The sequence below is a fragment of the Paenibacillus plantarum genome, from assembly GCF_013141695.1.
GTDB classification, from domain to species: Bacteria; Bacillota; Bacilli; order Paenibacillales; family NBRC-103111; genus Paenibacillus_E; species Paenibacillus_E plantarum.
On sequence record NZ_WHNY01000034.1, the window covers coordinates 1 to 17841 of the forward strand.

A 17841-nucleotide genomic window follows, 5' to 3' on the forward strand; every position below is an offset into this window, starting at 1 on the left:
CCCTGACCCCCGAACCCGAACCCGACCCCGACCCCCGAACCCCGAACCCCAAACTCCAAGCCCCGACCCCCGACCCCCGACCCCCGACCCTCGAACCTCGAACCTCGAACCCCAAACCCCAAACCCCAAGCTCCAAGCTCCAAGCCCCGACCCCCGACCCCGACCCCGACCCTGACCCCGACCCTGACCCCGACCCCCGAACCCCGACCCCCGAACCCCGAACTCCAAGCCCCAAGCCCCAAGCCCTGCCCCCCCGAAACCATACTGACGCATCATCGAAATTCTTTTCTAAACTACCCTTAATTTTTTACGCGAATCCGTAATATCTACAATCTATTAAATTAAGAACAGATATCAGCAGAAAATTTAATTAACTTACTGTCACTAGTATCGGGGGGAGGGGGAGTATCCCGCCAAAATATAAATTCTGTGCTATCTACAAGTCGCAGTACAGCGGATTGAATTGTGCTATCTATGTAGTTTAACTAAAAATAGCTTATTTAAAAAAAGATTTATAATTTCATTTTTTCTTTATTTCTTCCCGAAATCCCCTAAAATCTAGAACCTTTGAACCATAAATCTTTAGACCCTTAAATCTCCTTAAATTCTTAGCTCTTTATTTCTATGTACTTTATTTCAATGTTTTTATTTCTATCTTTCTATTTTTCTGTATTTCTGTCTTTCTATTAAAATATCATCATAACTTTACATAATTTTTTACTTACTTTGTTTTACTCTTAGCATATTTCTGTATTTACTTATTTGTTTTCCTATTTACTTCCTTTAACTTCCTTGTTTTTTTGACTTGTACATATCACAGAATTTGTTTTATTGAGAATATATAGCCTCCAGATAACGACACTATATATGGAAAATATTATAAAAAAATATATACATGCGAACATTTGTTTGATATAATAGTCTTATAGAACATTAGTTCTCATGAGGGGTGAGAGGCGAATGAATATTAAATCACTTGCTAGTGAAGCGTCATCTTGTGAAACAGAAGTGGCGTGTGAGGATTTTCTTATGAGCTTGCGTTGGTCTAATGGATTTCATTGTCCTCGATGTGATCACCATGAAGCTTTTCAAATTCGTTCTCGTAGATTGTTGGAGTGCAAGGAGTGTAGAATGCAAATTTCGATAACCGCGGGCACAATCATGCATAAATCTAAACTCTCCTTGTTAACCTGGTTCAAAGCTATCCAGCTTTTATGTATGAACGGCGTTGAAGTTACTGCGTACGGATTGTCTGAAATGCTAGGTATTAATTATAGAAGTGCTAAGCTGTTGATTGATAAAATTTGTTATGCAATTAAGGTTGAAGAGAGCAGATTACTTGCATTGCGTAAAATGAGAAAGAAGGCTATTCGTTCTGAATCAATTAAATCAAAGTTTCCTACGCCGAAAATCATCGATGATTGGTGTGATCCATTTGATCTCAAAACATATATAGAAGTCAAATTATCTAAACTTACGCAGCAATCAGTGATGAAAACTTTTGTATCCATTCATTTATATTCAAGATTTCTGAAGTGTTTTCGGTTCTAAAGGAGTTGGAAGTCACAGTCACAGTCGTAGTAAGAGGATTTGACGGGATCCTTATTTTCAGTCAAGATGGTAGTGATAGTTACAACTTTACAAAGAATTAGGAGAATACTGATGAAAAGGGTTGTGCAAGCCCCTATCCATTTTTATCGGAAGTTTATTTCGCCACTCAAACCCCCAACATGTCGATTTTATCCAACTTGTTCGCAATATGCGTTAGAAGCCATTGAGGTTCACGGACCTATGAAAGGTTCTTGGTTATCCGTGAAACGGATTTGCAAATGTCATCCTTTTCACCCAGGTGGTGTGGATCATGTGCCAGCAAAGAGCGGAAATTAATATAGTGAATCTGTCGGCTTGACATGAGGCTGTTTTTTTCGATATATTGTGCTTAAAGATGCTAAATATTGTTTATTTCGATGAACGGATAAGTACAATCAGATGCCTATGAACAGAGAGCCGGGGCAGGTGAAAGCCGGTATAGGAGAATGTTTGGAATATGGTCCCGGAGAATAGGCCTTCGAGCTACTCAGCAGAAGAGTGTAAAGCAAGTGCTTACACAAACTTTGCTAGAGAGTAAGCTGGTCTCGTGTCCCAGCGTTAATGGGCAAGTCGTAATAGACTTACTGAGCCCCGAGCTTGTGAAAGGCGGGGGAACCTGGGTGGTACCGCGTGAGTTCAACTCTCGTCCCAAGATGGATGAGGGTTTTTTGTGTTTTCAACTAACCGCTATTGGAGGAATGAATAATGTCCGAACAAACAAAAACATTTTATATTACTACACCGATCTACTATCCAAGTGACAAGCTGCATATTGGGCATGCCTATTCGACTGTTGCTGGAGATGCAATGGCGCGCTACAAAAGGTTACAAGGCTATGATGTTAGGTATTTAACAGGTACAGATGAACATGGTCAGAAAATTGAACGTAAGGCGCAAGAAAAAGGAACAACACCACAGGCTTTTGTGGATAATATTGTTTCTGGGATTAAAGAACTTTGGGCGAAACTGGACATTTCTTATGATGATTTTATTCGTACAACGGAAGATCGACATAAGAATGCGGTAACTAAGATTTTTCAGCGTTTACTTGATCAAGGTGATATTTATTTGGGTGAGTATGAAGGTTGGTACTGTATTCCAGATGAATCTTTCTTCTTGGAGAGTAAGTTAGTCGATGGAAAATGTCCTGATTGTGGGCGTCCTGTGGAGAAGATGAAGGAGCAAACTTATTTCTTCCGGATGAGTAAGTATGCGGATAGACTCGTTCAATATTATGAAGAGAACCCTGATTTCATCCAACCGGAATCACGTAAGAATGAGATGTTGAATAATTTCATTAAGCCAGGTTTAGAGGATTTGGCAGTTTCGAGAACGACTTTTGACTGGGGAATTAAAGTTCCTGGAGATCCAAAGCATGTCATTTATGTTTGGATTGATGCGCTTTCCAATTATATTACAGCCCTTGGTTATGGTTCTGATGATGAGACAATTTTCAAAACGTATTGGCCAGCAGATGTGCATTTAATGAGTAAGGAAATTGTGCGGTTCCATACGATTTATTGGCCGATTATGTTAATGGCGCTTGATTTGCCTCTGCCGAGAAAAGTATTTGCACACGGCTGGTTGCTTATGAAGGATGGCAAAATGTCCAAGTCCAAGGGGAATGTTGTGGACCCTGTTACACTTATTGATCGTTATGGTTTGGATGCTCTTCGTTATTACCTCATGCGCGAAGTGCCATTCGGAGCAGACGGCACATTTACTCCTGAGAGTTTTGTGGAACGTGTAAATCATGATCTAGCTAATGATTTGGGGAATTTATTGAATCGTACGATTGTGATGATTGATAAGTATTTTGCAGGAAAAATTCCTGCCTATATTCCCGGTGCAACTGAATTTGACGAAAGTCTGTTGGAGACAGTTCGTACAACTGTTGCTAAGTATGAGGAATCGATGGAGAAAATGGAGTTCTCCATCGCGCTATCTGCGGTGTGGCAGTTGATTAGCCGCACGAACAAATATATCGACGAAACACAGCCGTGGTCGATGGTGAAGGACGAAGCCAAGCGTGAAACGCTAGGTTCGGTCATGTATGTGCTGGCGGAATCTCAGCGCATCTCTTCTGTTCTTCTTCGTCCTTTCTTAACGAAGACACCGGAACTGATCTGGGCGCAGCTAGGCTTAGCTGCGGACGATTTACCGCGCTTGACTGCGTGGGAGAGCGTGCAGTCCTTTGGGCATCTCCCTACAGGCACCAAGGTGCAGAAGGGAGAGCCGATGTTCCCTAGACTCGACGTAGCAGCAGAAGTCGCCTACATCGTCGAGGCCATGGGTGGCGGTGCTTCGGAGAGCACCGAAGAATCAAAGGCTGCAGCGCCAGCGTCCGCTGCAACTGCTTCTGTGCCAGCGCCGGAGCCCAAAGAAGAAATCGGGATCGACGATTTCGGCAAAGTGGAGCTGCGCGTGGCACAAGTGATTTCGGCGGAGCCTGTGAAAGGCGCCGACAAGCTTCTTAAGCTGCAGCTCGACCTCGGCTATGAGCAGCGTCAGGTTGTTTCGGGCATCGCGAAGTTCTACACGCCCGATGATCTTGTTGGACGCAAAGTTATTTGCGTCACGAACTTGAAGCCCGCGAAGCTGCGCGGCGAGCTGTCTCAAGGTATGATTCTCGCCGCTTCACATGGCGATCAGCTCACGCTAGCGACCGTTCCAGATTTAATGCCGAACGGTGCAATCGTGAAATAATACAGCCTTATGCACAAAGACCCTTTCCCAGATTTTCTGGGAAAGGGTCTATTGCTTTTTGTGACTAAGTTAAGGGTATTTTTGATGACAAAGGGCAAGCTAAAGGAAACTAACCACGGAGTGAATAAGATGCTTATACAACGTATAGGAAAAGGGATAACTTTAGTAATATTGATCATCACTTTATCAGCTTGTTCGTTATTCGGTGGAGGTCAGAAGAAAAAGGAAGAAGAAAAAAAACAAGCTGAAGCTAAAAATGAGAGTGTGATTGATCAAGAACTGAAAAAGCAGTATCAGATGTATAATGAAGTAATCAAATATCAAAAAGAGCAGGATGCTAAACTCATTAAGGAATCGGAAGAGCGTTATAAGAAGTTGAAAGAAGAATCAGATAAACCAATAAAAGGCAGCAGCGAGGAAAAACAAAAAGCCAGAGAAGCTAAGGTTGGGGAAGAAGGTTCTGGCGATTCGGGTTCAGGTGATTCTGGGGGTTCCGGAAACTCGAGTGATTCAGGAGATTCGAGCGATTCTGGAGGATCTGAAGAATAATCACTCTCGCATTATTATATAGGGAAATTAGAAATGGCCATGCTGTGAACGATGCAGCTGGCTTTTTTGAGTTTCCTCTCCAGATATATTGACTTCAATAAACCCACCTCGTATAATCAAAACGTTAATAAAAAAAATTACGATTTAGAGTGGGTGTTTATTCAAATGACAAGACATGCGAAGCGATATATCTACATAGCTTTATTGGTAATAGTTGCTTGCTGCATTGCGGGCTGCAGCAGTTCGAAAGCTGGATTAGTAGAGGGAAAAGTAAATGTTGTGACTAGTTTTTATCCCTTATATGATTTCACGAAACAAATTGGCGGCGATTATGTAAATGTAATAAATCTTGTCCCGGCTGGCGTGGAGCCACATGACTGGTCTCCAAAAAGCAGGGATATCAAAAATATGTCAGGGGCTCAAGTTTTCGTATACCAAGGCGCAGGCTTTGAAGGTTGGGTCAAAGATTTTCTAGGAAGTCTATCAAGTTCATCTAAAGTGCGTGTCGTAGAAGCAAGTCAAGGTGCTAATTTGATCACAACAGATGAAAATAAAAAAGAATTTGATCCACATGCCTGGTTAAGCCCGTTAAATGCACAAAAAATGGCTAATAATATTAAAACGGCTTTGATTGAAGCGGATCCAGCTCATAAGGATGCGTATGAGCAAAACTATCAGGCATACAACGCTAAATTAACAGAGTTAGACGGTAGATACAAAAAAGAACTCTCTACTACTACAAAAAAAGAAATTGCTGTATCTCATCATGCTTTTGCATATCTATGTAGAGACTACGGCTTGACTCAAATGTCTATCATGGGCTTATCACCGGATGCGGAGCCAACAGCGCAAGATCTCAAACAAATCAATACCTTTATTAGAGAGCATGAGCTCAAATATATTTTCTTTGAGGAGCTTGTCTCGGATAAGCTAGCAAAAACGTTAGCTAAGGATGCAAAGGTGGACACCCTTGTACTTAATCCACTAGAGGGTCTAACCGAAAAGCAAATGGATGCTGGCGAAGATTATATTTCGATTATGGACAAAAACTTGAAAAACCTACTTCTAGCGTTACAATAAAGTAAGTAGGACCATTCTTAGTAAGTCAGGGGTAATCAGATGGATACTAGTAATAAAATGTTATGCCATCAGAAAATCGTGTCAATCGATCAGATTTCATTTTCATATGAAAATAAGACAGTGATTAACAATCTCCAGTTTGATGTGTTTGAGCGTGATTTTGTTGGTGTGATTGGTTCTAACGGTGCTGGTAAAACGACACTTCTGAAAATGTTAGTTGGCCTATTGAAACCAACTAGTGGAGAAATCCGATTGTTTGATCGTCCATTGAGTCAATTCAAGGATTGGGAACGAATCGGTTATGTACCACAGAAGAATTCCTTTAATCCGTTATTCCCAGCGACAGTTAGGGAAGTTGTTCTTTCTGGCATGTATACCAAAAAGAACGTGTATCGCCGACTCTCCAAAGCTGATTTGCAAAAGGCTGAGGACGCGATGCTTGCGATGCGCATCGAGGATCTAGCCGATCGTCGTATTGGCCAACTCTCTGGAGGTCAACAGCAACGAGCCTTCTTAGCTCGTGCGATTGTGAACAACCCGGAGTTGCTCATTCTTGATGAGCCTACGGTAGGGATTGATGCCGAAACGCAGATCGGTTTCTTCCGAATGATCAAGCATATGCACCAGCATCATCATATGACCTTCATTATGGTTTCTCATGATATGGACATGATTCAGTCGTATCTGGGAACTGAGCCGCAGCAAGTGAGCGGCGGCATCAAGTTTTATGTGAAGCATACCCATGATCCCGAGGATTGCCGTGAGACGAATCTAACCCATTCACTCGGCCAGATTCGAGAGATGATCGGAGTTCAGTAAGGAGCGGGCATTTTGGACATATTTACAGAGTACTTTTTTCAACGTGCATTAATAGGTGGATTATTGATCGGGCTAACTGCGCCATTAATGGGCGTTTTTCTTGTTCTAAGACGACTATCTATGATAGGGGACACGCTAGCGCATGTTTCGATTGCTGGCGTAGCACTCGGTTTTTTGATCAATGTGTACCCACTCGGTGTGGGACTTGTATTTGCTTTATTGGCCTCATTTGCAATAGAACGACTACGCAAGGCATATAAAACCTACGCAGAGCTCTCCATAGCCATTATTATGTCAGGCGGCGTTGCGTTGGCAACGTTACTTTTTACCCTTGGCAAAGGGTTTAATATGAATGTCATGAGCTACCTATTCGGCAGTATTTACACGCTAGATTCCACTGATTTATGGGTGGTACTTGTTGTGTGTGTATTAGTTATCGGAGTTATCGCTTTTCATTTCAAAGAATTTTTCTTGATGTTTTTTGACGAGGATGCAGCGAGTGTAAGTGGACTTCCTTTGAAATTTTATAATATGATGATTACAATGCTGACGGCACTTGTCATTTCAGTTGCTATCAAAATTGTAGGCGCCTTATTGGTCTCCTCCTTATTAACAATTCCAGTCGCATGTAGTCTGTTAATTGCTCGTAGCTTCAAACATTCCGTTTTCTTAGCGATTTTATTCTCGGAAATTGCTGTCATCGTTGGTCTTGTTGTAGCTGGGATTTGGGATCTGGCACCAGGAGGGACGGTTGTACTGAGCCTTATCGCTATTTTAATTGGGATTATTTTAAAAAGAGGATTGAGGATATAAGTCATGGATTCAGTTAATGTATGGATCGCCCTATGGGCGGGTATAGCATCTTTCATTTCACCTTGTTGTTTGCCTTTATATCCTTCGTTCTTATCCTACATAACAGGAATTTCGGTCAGTGAACTTAAGTCAGGGAGAACAACTGTACAGGTTAGACGTCAAACCATGCTGCACACGTTAAGTTTTATCGTTGGATTCTCCATTATTTTTTATGCTTTAGGGCTGACAGCAGGCTTTGTTGGCAGTTTCTTTATTGACTATCGGGACTTGCTTCGTCAAATCGCTGCACTCTTAATATTTGTAATGGGATTATTTTTACTCGGTATTTTTCAACCGCAATGGCTAATGAGAGAACGTAAACTGTCTATCAAATTTCGGCCAGCCGGATATGTTGGCTCCGTCTTTGTTGGTATGGGTTTTGCTGCGGGTTGGTCACCTTGTGTTGGACCTATTCTGTCAGCCATACTTGCTTTAGCAGCTACAGAACCAGGAACATGGTTTCAATTAACCACTTCTTACTCGCTTGGATTCGCGATTCCTTTCTTCGCACTATCCTTTTTCATCGGTTCAACCAAATGGATTCTTCGCTATTCCAACCTACTTATGAAAATTGGTGGAGGCTTGATGATCGTCATCGCCATTCTACTTTATACAGGTAAAATGACGCAAATCACCCTTTGGTTGAACTCCATTACACCAGATTTCTTGAAGTTTTAAGGGGTTCATGTAAAATATTCAATCTTCGCTTGAGGGAATTTCTCGAAAATTTGTTCTGTGATAAATTCTCTCAACGCGGTAGCTTGTTCATCTTTGTACACATATTTACCTTTCCCATATTTGCCCCATTTGTACTTTCTCTTATCTTCGTCCATTTCCAGCTTTGTTTTGGGGTATCGCTTTTCAATAATATTCTTGGCTGTTTTCGTGAAACGATGCTGAATCATCTCGAAAGTAAGATCATGTGTGGCTTCAGCAGGCAGGGTGTTGTAGAGTTTCTCAATTAGTGTTGCATAACCTTCCTCCCAGCCTTCATGCCAAATAATAGGTGCAATGATGAAACCAAGTGGATATCCAGCCTTGGCAACTTTGCCTGCCGCTTCAATGCGCTCATGAAATCGAGATGTGCCAGGCTCGAAGTTTTTGATTACATAATCTGCATTCACACTGAAGCGAAAACGGGTATGCTTGTTATGTTTGGCATCTAATAAAGGCTCTACGTGATGGTACTTGGTGACAAAACGTAGACGGCCGTGCTCTTGTTCGCCCATAAACTCAATTAACTGTTTAAGTGAGCCAGAGATATGCTCAAGCCCTACAGGATCTGACGTGCACGCGGCTTCGAAACGAGTAATTTCAGGTTCGCGCTCCGCGATATAGCCCTTGGCTGCCTCGAGAATATCGTCTATATTGACATAGACGCGAATATACGGCTTCGCACCCATCGTTGTTTGCAAATAACAGTAATGACAGTGTCCCATGCAGCCTGTTGCGATCGGTATCGCGTATTCGGCGGATGGCTTGGATGTTTCGAATTTTAACGTTTTTCGTATACCTACGACTAAGGTTCGCTTGGCAATCCGGTATTTATCTAATTCTGTTTCGCCGGGCAAATCGCGGATTTGATTATGCGAGGTCGTCATATGAATCTCAAGGCCTTCTTGTTCTGCCCATTTATAAATTTGCTTACCTTTGGGATAATTCAGAGCATCTGGTTCAAAATAAACAAGCTCTGGCACGAAAATCGTCGTGCTAGGCTGCGGTCTTGTAAGCACCTCAGTAGACATGGGGGCCTCCTTTGCAAATCGAAATGACAAACTATTATTTTAGTGTGCCAAAGTGAAGTGCTTTGAAATCATGGGAGATTTGACCGCATCTGGGTAGATGGATTATGATAGGAAAGCAGTATGGATGAGAAAACCTTTATCGAGGCCACTCGAAGATGAGCGACCGCGTTTAGAGGAAGGTTTTATCGCCAATAAAAAACAGTTTTCGGATACCGAAAACTTATACTTTTTTATGTGGAAAGAAATTCGCACAGCAGGGGGAAATATAGCAATGGCTACGCCAAGTATGGAAGATTATTTGGAGAGAATATACAAGCTTATCGATGAGAAAGGTTACGCTCGTGTTTCCGACATTGCTGAAGGGCTTGAAGTGCACCCCTCCTCCGTAACTAAAATGATTCAAAAATTAGATAAAGATAATTATTTAATTTATGAAAAATATCGCGGTCTTATCCTAACGCCCAAGGGGAAGAAGATGGGCAAACGTTTGATGGATCGTCATGAGCTTTTGGAAAATTTTCTAACGACAATTGGTGTCCATGAGGACAATATATATAAGGATGTCGAAGGCATAGAGCATCATTTAAGCTGGGATTCGATTACGTGTATTGAAACCTTATTAGAATACTTTCGGAGAGATCCAAGCAGAGCAGATGAGCTTATGAATGTTCGTAAAGAATTAGAGGCAGAGAACTAGGCAGAGACCGTTTACGGTACTCTGTCTTTTTTTTATGGGAATAGAAACAAACAGCTCTCGCATACATACCTAAGAAGCCCTACGAAATAGAGCTATGGGAGGATGCAGGGTATGAAGATTAACGGCGTGTTTGAAGGTGGGGGCGTCAAAGGGATCGCATTGGCGGGTGGTGTGAGCGCGGCCATAGAACTAGGATATACCTTTCATAATGTCGCAGGTACAAGCTCTGGTGCGATTGTGGCTGCTTTATTGGCAGCTGGCTACTCGGGGGAAGAAATGAGGGAGCTGATCCTTAGAGCGCCTTTCAAGTCGTTTATGCAACGTTCTCCTATTTTCAACACGAAGATCATAGGTCCCGCAGCACGCTTGTTGCTCAAAAAAGGGCTATATTCTGGCGAAGCCTTGGAACATTGGATCAATCAACAACTCGCGGCGAAAGGCGTTCGCACGTTTGCTGATCTGGAGCCAAACCAGCTCCGGATTATTGCCTCAGATATTACACAGGGCAAGCTATTGGTTCTACCTAATGATATAGCGCAATATGGCATCGATCCTGGCAAGCTCTCGGTTGCCAAAGCGGTGAGAATGAGCACGAGCATTCCATACTTCTTCGATCCAGTTAGAATCCGGCGGAATATAAAAAGCTCCGAGAAGGCTAAGCCATTCTCAGAGCAGTTTAATTATATCGTGGACGGTGGTTTGTTAAGCAACTTCCCGCTTTGGGTGTACGACAATGAAATGCCACGTGCGAAGCTCATTCCTGTTATTGGTTTCCAACTCGTTGGAAAGAGTGATACGCCAACACATACGATCCGAGGACCAATTACGATGCTAGAAGCGCTCTTTAGCACAATGCTTAGTGCCCATGATGAACGCTACATTGAACAGAAGAATCGCTTCCGAACCGTAAAAATTCCTACGTTAGGTGTTGGGAATACACAATTCACCATCTCCAAGGAATTAAGCATGTCACTGTACGAGTCGGGCTTCTTGTCGGCCAAAGCGTATTTCAAAAGTTGGTCGGCCAGTACCTACGAAGAAAATTATGAGAAATATGTGATGCGACCTCCACATAAATCTTTAACTTAGTGGTATTTAGGGAGATCATCCTTATCGGAATCTTTCGTCCCGTTGATAACGCGGAATTTCGCGTTCTTCGTTTTACCTTTTACAGTTCCACGAGGGATGGAAGGTTTCTTCCAACGGGAAGGTGGGAATTTATACAGTAGGAAAATGGCCCCAAGCACAAGGATAGGAATGAATAACACACGTAGACTAACGATCAAGCCTATTGCAATCAAAATGCCTATGGCAATTTCAATCGGAGAAAACTTTCTTCTCATGCCCGTCCCTCCATAATTCGTTTTTCCGCTTCTAGCATGCGGTTAAAAGATGCAATGGACACCTCGACTTGACTGTCTTCAGGTTCTTTGGTTGTAAGTAATTGTAGCCAAAGACCAGGATACCCTAAATAACGAAGAACTGGTACTTCACGAAGGGAATTCGTAAAACGTAATACCTCATAAGAAACCCCGATAACCAGTGGTAACAAAATGAGACGCTGTACAATACGCTCGACCATGCCGTCGTAATGAAGGAATGAGTAGATGACAACACCAATTAAAACGGTAAATACGATAAAGCTGCTTCCACAACGATAATGAAGAGTGTTGAACTTTTGCACGTTGCTAACCGTTAATTCCATACCTGCTTCATAAGCGCTGATCACTTTATGCTCTGCGCCATGATATTGAAACAATCTCCGAATCATAGGTGTAAGAGAGATGAAGTAAATATATCCCACCAGCAAAATGATTTTGATTACACCTTCTATAAGATTATGAAGAATCTGATTGCTAAATACATTTTGAAACAAAAACTGTTCAATAATAGCTGGAACTAAAGTAAAAATGAATTTCCCGAATAAAAATGAAAGGACACCGACAAAAGCAACGCCTAGAACCATGGAGATGCCAGAGAACATGCCAGCTTTCTCTGCTTTCTTCGGCATGTCAGCTTCACCTTCTTGCTCGGCGAATGACTCAGCTGAGAAATTCAGATGCTGTGCACCTTTGGCACTGGACTCAATAATTCCTACAATTCCTCGTACAAAAGGAATTTTCTTAAGTGCTTGAACCCACGGAATCACTTTCTTTGGTACTTCCAAAAAATCAAGGGAACCGTCTTTTTTGCGCACAGCAGTTACATGCACATTTCTTCCTGCGAACATGACGCCCTCGATGACGGCTTGTCCTCCGTATATACTGTTTTGTTCTGCCACAAGATTCACCTTCTCATCTTTCTCGAATTCAGTTTCTCACTTTCTTATTGTAACGGATTCAGGTGTTGAATGCTACCGATTGCGACAGAACATACTATGATTGCCAATGAATAGACAAGCCTTATCGGTAGAGAAAGGAAGATCGCAGATGACAAGTGCGCATACCGCGAAGAAAAAACAGACGAATCGTTGGGTATTTGTACTATATATCGGTTTTTTTGCAGGGTTAATTTGGGGTGCCCTCAAAATCGTGGAGAATTACTTTAAGTTCACAACCATAGGCATTGGTTTTCTTGTTGAACCTTTTTTCAAGCACGATTTTTTTAATACGTGGATGGGATTATTCATGGGGTGGATCACATTTGCTCTATTCTCGATATTCGCGGCTTTCATCTACATGGTCACCATGTGGAAATTACGCAGTCCTTTTTGGGGGATAGGCTATGGTGCACTGTGGTGGGCGATCATTTATCTCATTGTAGGACCAATTACGGGAATGGTGTATTGGATTTCAGAGTTGGAGCTAAATACAATCATCAGTGATGTCTGTTTATTCCTCGTATGGGGGATGTTTATTGGGTATTCGATTGCCATTGAATATACAAGCGCTAGAACGACAGAGGCTATACCCAAGACATGAAAGTTATGGTAAAATATCAAAGGTTAATTAGCCGTAAGCAGCTAGTTGCCTATGACGATTGTTTCGGGAGGATTTCGAATTGAAAAGGGTTCTAGTTTTGAATGGTCCGAATTTGAATATGCTTGGCATACGTGAACCTGGTGTATATGGAACCGTCACACTTTCTTCCATCATTGAAGGTTTGCAAGAGCTTGGAACCGAGCTTTCGCTTGAATTGGAGAGCTTCCAATCTAACCATGAAGGCGAGATTATTGACAAAATTCACGCTGCCTATGGTACAAAGGATGGGATACTTATGAATCCTGGTGCCTTCACGCATTACAGCTATGCGATACGTGATGCGCTGTCTACGGTTCAATTGCCAACGGTAGAGGTTCATATTTCGAATATTCATAAACGTGAAGAATTTCGTCATCATTCGGTCATTGCACCCGTTGTAATTGGTCAAATATGTGGATTTGGCGCAGATAGTTATGCGCTTGGTTTACGAGCATTACTACCCCATCTGTAAGCACTTGCTTACGAAGCTAGTTTTGTTAAAGCAAAACTTATAAGAAGGAATGGTGATTTGGATGCAGGAGAAACGTATTGAACGTCTACGCGAGGCTATGCAGCAGCAGGAATTACCGGCACTACTCATCACGAACGCATATAACCGTACATATGTATCTGGTTTCACTGGTTCATCTGGCTATGTACTGATTACGTTAGACCGTGCCATCTTATTAACTGATTTCCGTTATATGACGCAAGCGCCGCAACAAGCCAAATTGTTTGAAGTGGTTGAACATAAAGCAAAGGCGATCGACACCGTAACAGAACTCTTGCAGAAGCAAGGGATCAAGAAACTTGGTTTCGAGCAAAGCGATGTTTCTTATGGCGATTTTTTAACCTATCAACAAGGACTTCCGGGCATCGAATTCGTGCCAACTTCACGTCTTGTTGAATTGATTCGTATGGTAAAAGACGAAGCAGAACTGCAAGTGATGCAGGAAGCGGCTGATTTGGCCGATCAAACTTTCTCACACATCCTTAACTTCATTAAGCCTGGTGTCAAAGAGTTAGATATTGCCCTAGAAATTGAAGTGTTTATTCGTAAAAACGGAGGCACCTCGACATCCTTCGAGACGATCGTCGCGTCTGGTGAGCGTTCAGCGTTACCTCACGGTAAAGCAAGTGATCGCATTCTCCAATTAAACGAATTTGTCAAATTGGATTTTGGAGCGTATTATAAAGGTTATTGCTCTGACATCACAAGAACGGTTATGCTAGGAAAGCCGACAGATAAACATAAAGAAATTTATGATATTGTGTTGGAAGCACAGTTGAATTGTTTGGCAAACCTGAAACCAGGCATTACGGGTAGAGAAGGCGATGCGTTCGCACGCGATGTCATCGTGAAGCGCGGCTATGGCGATTATTTCGGTCACGGGACCGGGCATGGGCTGGGGATGGAAGTGCACGAATCTCCGCGTGTGTCGAAAACCGAAGATATGATTTTAACTCCTGGTATGGTTGTTACTGTTGAGCCTGGTATTTATCTCCCTGATTTTGGCGGAGTTCGAATTGAGGATGACGTAGTAATTACTGAGACCGGCATTAAAATACTTACACATTCTACCAAAGATTTTCTTATCATTGACTAGCGGAGGGATTTACAAGTGATATCAGTAAACGATTTTAAAACAGGTCTTACCATTGAAGTTGAGCATGATATTTTCACAGTTCTAGATTTCCAACACGTTAAACCAGGTAAAGGTGCAGCATTCGTGCGCTCCAAGCTCAAAAACCTACGCAACGGTAACACGGTTGAGCGTACGTTCCGTGCAGGTGAGAACGTTGGACGTGCTCACATCGAAAACCGTGAAATGCAGTACTTGTACGCAGCTGGCGACGAGTACACGTTCATGGATACGGAGACTTACGATCAGATTTCGCTTGCCCACGAGCAATTGAAATGGGAATTGAACTTTTTGAAAGAAAACATGAACATCAAAATCATGAGCTATCAAGGTGAAATTCTAGGGATTAACCTTCCGAAGAGCGTTGACTTGAAAGTTGTTGAAACCGATGCAAGCGTTAAAGGAAACACAGCACAAGGCGCATTGAAAAATGCGAAAGTGGAAACAGGTCTTAATGTAATGGTGCCACTTTTCATCAACGAAGGCGATGTTCTTTCCGTTGATACAGATGACGGCAAATACCTTTCACGCGCGAGCAACTAAAAAGATAAGCCTTTCGGACTCATCGGAGTCCGAAAGGCTTTTTTTCTTTTCTTACCACAGCCCGCCAAATGTATGCTATAATATTGAATTGTTATGCACTAGTATGCGTTAGGAGTGGGTCAGCTTTGTCTCTTATAGTGATGAAATTTGGCGGTAGCTCTGTCGGTGATGCGGAGCGAATGAAACGAGTTGCAAAAAGAATCGTGGAGCGTAAACAAGCTGGACACAGCTGCGTTGTTGTCGTTTCTGCGATGGGTGATACAACGGATGATTTAATCGACTTGTCCAAGCAAATTTACGATGGAGCCCCACCGGCTCGTGAAATGGATATGTTGTTGACGACGGGCGAGCAAGTTTCCGTAGCGCTTTTATCGATGGCCATACATAATCTTGGTGAACAAGCGGTTTCGTACACCGGGTGGCAAAGTGGCATTTATACGGAGCCTGTACATGGGAAAGCAAGAATTAGTGATATTCAACCTCATCGTGTTCTGAACGCGATTGAGCAAGGGAATGTGGTCATCGTAGCTGGTTTCCAAGGGATGACTGAAGCGGGTGAAATTACAACGTTAGGCCGCGGCGGATCCGATACAACAGCAGTCGCACTGGCTGCAGCGATCAAAGCGGATCTTTGTGAAATTTATACCGATGTTGATGGCATTTATTCAACAGATCCTCGAATTGTGAAAGTAGCTAGAAAGCTTGCTGAAATTTCCTATGATGAAATGTTGGAGCTTGCTAACCTTGGAGCTGCAGTTCTTCATCCTCGCGCAGTCGAGTATGCGAAAAATTACAACGTGACCCTCGTGGTGCGTTCAAGCTTTAATTACAATGAAGGCACCAATGTGAAGGAGGAAGCAGTGATGGAGCAAGGAATCGTCGTTCGTGGCATCGCATATGACAAAAATGTAGCAAGAATTAGTATTCTGGGTGTTCCTGAGAAACCAGGTCAGCTTGCTAAAGTATTCTTAGCACTTGCTGAAGTGCAAATTGACGTGGACATTATCGTTCAAAGCGGTGTGATTAACGGATCTGCGGATTTCTCTTTCACAACGACATTGGCGGATCGTGAGAAAGCGCTAGATGTCATTGAACAAATTCGTGCTGAGGTTGGTTTCCGTGAAGTAACGTCCGAAGTTGATCTTGTTAAAGTTTCGATAGTGGGTGCTGGTATGGTTAGCTCACCGGGGGTTGCCGCTACGATGTTCAAAGTCATTTCTGATCTTGGCATTACGATCTCATTGGTAAGTACATCAGAGATTAAAATGTCTTGTGTCATTGACAATACGAACTTAACCGATGTGATCCGTGCTCTTCACACAGCATATGGCTTAGACACAGCTGAGCAAGCTTATGTTGGTGGTCCAGAAGATCGCAGATAATTTGGAATTCTTAATGAAGTTTGTCTGCAATGAAATAAGCAATCTTCAATAGAAATGCCGTTATTCCGGCAGCCATTAAGGGTCCTACCGGAATGCCACGCATAAATAAGATGCCAAATATAGAACCAAGGACAAGACCCACAATTAATTGTGGGTCTACTTTTAGTAACTCCAAGCCTTTCCCATTCATATAGGTGGCAATCGCCCCTCCCACGAGGGCGATGATGCCAGGCCATGTAGTGAAGACAGAGAGGATATCTTTCATCGAAATACGGTCACTTGCAAATGGAATCAATACACCGATTGTTAGGAACAGCAAGCCGAGCTCAAGACCTCTACGTTCCATGGTAGGGAAATAGCGATCGAGACCAATTAACTTAATGGCCAGTAAAAGACAAGCCGCAGTTGTAATGATCGGCGAACGGCCTATGAGTCCAATAATAATTAGAATAACTAAGAGCATATCACCATTCATATACATAACCCCTTGTCCTCATCATCGTCATTTAAGTTTATGAAAGGGGCTTGTATTTAGAACGCATGGTAAGGTGGACTATCGCCCAAAAGGAACCATCTGATCGTTTTCCAGAACGGGAACGCATTCCGCACTATTCGTCTTGGCACAAAGTTCGACATCCGCGAGGAAGCCGGACTTTTTCATTTTTTTACCATTGCTGCAAGAGAGAATGGTCTCGAGCAAGTGATCCTTAGCTTCGAGATAGCAACCTCGCATTGCTAGACCGAAGTCATTCGTTATCATGTGCTGCTCACCTAGTAGAATCGCGATTTCATTCAGGATGAGGCCGGCACAGAGGCCGTCCTCCAAAGAGAATACATCTTGTGTACCTGCACAGACGATCACGGTGTCCCGTTTAAGGTCGATAGCTGCCGCAGCAGAGGCTTTGCCGTTAATGATGGCTCCCGCAAGCACACGATCGGCTTTAATCGCTTTTTGAATCCCTCTTGTGCCATTAGTAGTCGTCAAGATGATGCGTTTGCCTTGAACGACTTCGCGCGTGTACTCAAGTGGTGAATTGCCAAAATCAAAGCCAGGAATTTTTTTGCAATAGCGCTCTCCACCAAGTAGATCACCCTCTCTCGCCAATTCCTTCGCTTTTATAACCGTATCAACAGGGACTACACCCTTGCTGCCATTCATCAATGCGGTGATGATTGTGCTGGTTGCACGTAAAACATCAACGACAATGACGGTTTTATGGAGAAACTCGTCACTTCTTGCTTCGCCGATGTTGGCGATCACCTCGATATGCATGT

The 17841-nt window shown here is 42.9% G+C and carries 20 protein-coding genes; 15 read left to right on the forward strand and 5 right to left on the reverse strand.

Translation table 11 applies throughout. From position 1 onward, the window contains the following. Positions 1-960 precede the first annotated feature (960 nt). From GC096_RS10265 to GC096_RS10300, 8 genes are all read left to right on the forward strand, one after another. Positions 961-1551 carry a transposase gene (locus GC096_RS10265; protein ID WP_171630153.1) on the forward strand — a complete coding sequence of 197 codons (591 nt, stop codon included), beginning with the start codon at positions 961-963 and terminating at the stop codon, positions 1549-1551. Positions 1552-1662: 111 nt separating this feature from the next. After that, positions 1663-1887, forward strand: a complete 225-nt coding sequence (gene yidD, locus GC096_RS10270; RefSeq protein ID WP_216626085.1) for a membrane protein insertion efficiency factor YidD — start codon at positions 1663-1665, stop codon at positions 1885-1887. A 408-nt stretch (positions 1888-2295) separates the two neighbouring features. Next, positions 2296-4296, forward strand: coding sequence for a methionine--tRNA ligase (metG, locus tag GC096_RS10275; RefSeq protein WP_171630154.1), 2001 nt, complete (start codon positions 2296-2298; stop codon positions 4294-4296). 84 nt (positions 4297-4380) lie between these two features. After that, the gene (locus tag GC096_RS10280; RefSeq protein WP_216626086.1) at positions 4381-4845 is read left to right on the forward strand and encodes a hypothetical protein; all 465 of its coding nucleotides are present in this window, start codon (positions 4381-4383) and stop codon (positions 4843-4845) included. Positions 4846-5010: 165 nt separating this feature from the next. After that, positions 5011-5925 (forward strand): metal ABC transporter substrate-binding protein, encoded by a 915-nt coding sequence (locus GC096_RS10285; RefSeq protein WP_171630156.1) that lies wholly within the window; start codon positions 5011-5013, stop codon positions 5923-5925. A gap of 39 nt (positions 5926-5964) precedes the next feature. Next, the gene (locus GC096_RS10290) at positions 5965-6744 is read left to right on the forward strand and encodes a metal ABC transporter ATP-binding protein (protein ID WP_171630157.1); all 780 of its coding nucleotides are present in this window, start codon (positions 5965-5967) and stop codon (positions 6742-6744) included. 12 nt (positions 6745-6756) lie between these two features. Then, complete coding sequence (locus GC096_RS10295) at positions 6757-7557, forward strand: metal ABC transporter permease (protein WP_056614758.1); 801 nt, start codon at positions 6757-6759, stop codon at positions 7555-7557. A gap of 3 nt (positions 7558-7560) precedes the next feature. Continuing rightward, a complete protein-coding gene (locus tag GC096_RS10300; protein WP_171630158.1) occupies positions 7561-8274 on the forward strand; it encodes a cytochrome c biogenesis CcdA family protein in 714 nt (237 codons plus the stop codon). 5 nt (positions 8275-8279) lie between these two features. On the opposite strand, the gene splB is transcribed toward GC096_RS10300, so the two are convergent. Further along, complete coding sequence (splB, locus tag GC096_RS10305) at positions 8280-9341, reverse strand: spore photoproduct lyase (protein WP_171630159.1); 1062 nt, start codon at positions 9339-9341, stop codon at positions 8280-8282. A gap of 271 nt (positions 9342-9612) precedes the next feature. Here splB and mntR point away from each other — a divergent pair, with 271 nt between their 5' ends. Next, positions 9613-10038, forward strand: coding sequence for a transcriptional regulator MntR (gene mntR, locus GC096_RS10310; RefSeq protein WP_056614749.1), 426 nt, complete (start codon positions 9613-9615; stop codon positions 10036-10038). A 111-nt stretch (positions 10039-10149) separates the two neighbouring features. Then, positions 10150-11127 carry a patatin-like phospholipase family protein gene (locus GC096_RS10315; protein WP_171630160.1) on the forward strand — a complete coding sequence of 326 codons (978 nt, stop codon included), beginning with the start codon at positions 10150-10152 and terminating at the stop codon, positions 11125-11127. On the opposite strand, the gene GC096_RS10320 is transcribed toward GC096_RS10315, so the two are convergent. Beyond that, complete coding sequence (locus tag GC096_RS10320) at positions 11124-11381, reverse strand: hypothetical protein (RefSeq protein WP_171630161.1); 258 nt, start codon at positions 11379-11381, stop codon at positions 11124-11126. The genes GC096_RS10315 and GC096_RS10320 overlap by 4 nt on opposite strands. Continuing rightward, complete coding sequence (locus GC096_RS10325; RefSeq protein ID WP_171630218.1) at positions 11378-12268, reverse strand: DUF1385 domain-containing protein; 891 nt, start codon at positions 12266-12268, stop codon at positions 11378-11380. Before GC096_RS10325 ends, GC096_RS10320 begins: the two co-directional genes overlap by 4 nt. A gap of 199 nt (positions 12269-12467) precedes the next feature. On the opposite strand from GC096_RS10325, the gene GC096_RS10330 reads away from it, so the two are divergent. The 5 genes from GC096_RS10330 to GC096_RS10350 all read left to right on the forward strand — a co-directional run bounded on the left by GC096_RS10330 (position 12468) and on the right by GC096_RS10350 (position 16566). Continuing rightward, the gene (locus GC096_RS10330; protein ID WP_171630162.1) at positions 12468-12959 is read left to right on the forward strand and encodes a YqhR family membrane protein; all 492 of its coding nucleotides are present in this window, start codon (positions 12468-12470) and stop codon (positions 12957-12959) included. A 79-nt stretch (positions 12960-13038) separates the two neighbouring features. Then, positions 13039-13470 (forward strand): type II 3-dehydroquinate dehydratase, encoded by a 432-nt coding sequence (aroQ, locus tag GC096_RS10335; protein WP_171630163.1) that lies wholly within the window; start codon positions 13039-13041, stop codon positions 13468-13470. Between the two features lie 61 nt (positions 13471-13531). Further along, positions 13532-14605, forward strand: a complete 1074-nt coding sequence (locus GC096_RS10340; RefSeq protein WP_171630164.1) for a M24 family metallopeptidase — start codon at positions 13532-13534, stop codon at positions 14603-14605. A 15-nt stretch (positions 14606-14620) separates the two neighbouring features. Then, positions 14621-15184 (forward strand): elongation factor P, encoded by a 564-nt coding sequence (gene efp / locus GC096_RS10345; RefSeq protein ID WP_171630165.1) that lies wholly within the window; start codon positions 14621-14623, stop codon positions 15182-15184. Between the two features lie 125 nt (positions 15185-15309). Continuing rightward, on the forward strand, positions 15310-16566 hold the full coding sequence (locus tag GC096_RS10350) for an aspartate kinase (RefSeq protein ID WP_171630166.1): 1257 nt from the start codon (positions 15310-15312) through the stop codon (positions 16564-16566). Positions 16567-16576: 10 nt separating this feature from the next. Here the strand turns inward: GC096_RS10350 and GC096_RS10355 are convergent, their stop codons facing one another. Both GC096_RS10355 and GC096_RS10360 read right to left on the reverse strand, forming a co-directional pair. Next, positions 16577-17041, reverse strand: coding sequence for a DUF441 domain-containing protein (locus GC096_RS10355; RefSeq protein WP_056616992.1), 465 nt, complete (start codon positions 17039-17041; stop codon positions 16577-16579). Between the two features lie 78 nt (positions 17042-17119). Beyond that, a complete protein-coding gene (locus GC096_RS10360; RefSeq protein ID WP_171630167.1) occupies positions 17120-17839 on the reverse strand; it encodes a 2-phosphosulfolactate phosphatase in 720 nt (239 codons plus the stop codon). Between the last annotated feature and the right edge of the window lie 2 nt (positions 17840-17841).